1 protein-coding gene is annotated in these 921 nt (G+C 54.0%); it reads right to left on the bottom strand.

Annotated elements, in window-relative coordinates:
* Positions 1 to 921 (bottom strand): AMP-binding protein (locus WA407_RS26850; protein ID WP_336078731.1); only part of this gene is annotated, 921 nt, incomplete at both ends.

The following is a 921-nucleotide window of genomic DNA, read 5'->3' as shown; positions in this document are numbered from 1 at the left end:
TTTCCCCGCCTACCGACAGCAAGCTCACCTTTGAGCCGACCAGCGACCACCAGAACAGCTCCCACACCGATACGTCAAAGGTGAAAGCGGTCTTTTGCAGGATCGTATCTTCTGCACTCAAGCCGTATCGATCATGCATCCACAAAATCCGGTTCAGCACGGAATGGTGCTCCACCATCACGCCCTTCGGTTTCCCCGTGGAGCCAGAGGTATAGATGACATAGGCTACATGGTGTGGTCCAGCCAGTGGCTCCAGATTCGAGCCATCTTCGTGGTAAATGCCTTGTCCATCCTGCTCATGACGATCCAGCACCAGCACCTGGCCGTCGAAACTCAGCGTTGCTTGCTCCGCCAAATGCGATTGCGTCAGCACCAGCTTCGCACCCGAATCCTCCAGCATAAAGCGGATGCGGTCCGCCGGATATTCTGGATCGATGGGCACGTAGGCTCCGCCTGCTTTGAGGATCGCATAAATACCTACGATCATGTCCAGCGAACGCTGAACCAGTATGCCTACCGGCTGATCCGGTTCAACACCTTCCGCATGCAGCGTCCGAGCCAAACGGTTCGCGCGCTCATTCAACTCCGCGTAGGTCAACGATTCCGATCCGCACAATACTGCCACCTGATCCGGTGTTTTCGCTGCCTGCTGCTCGAACAGTGCACTTAGCGTTTGATCCTGCGGATAGGCTGCCGTCGTATCCCCCCAGACCTGAACGATCTGTGCCTGTTCTTCTGGTGTTACCAATTCCAGCTCATTCACACGGATATGCGGATTATTCACGATTTGCTCGATGACATGCAGTACATGTCCCTGCATCCGCTCTATCGTAGACCGCTCGTATACATTGGCATTGTATCTGAACATGATGCGGAAGGTTTCATCGGGCATCACAATCAAGTCCAGATCATAATTCGTTT

It is taken from the genome of Paenibacillus sp. 203 (assembly GCF_037027525.1).
Lineage (GTDB): Bacteria > Bacillota > Bacilli > Paenibacillales > Paenibacillaceae > Paenibacillus > Paenibacillus polymyxa_B.
Note: the sequence above shows the minus strand (reverse complement) of the source record. Positions and strands in the feature narration are given on the sequence as shown.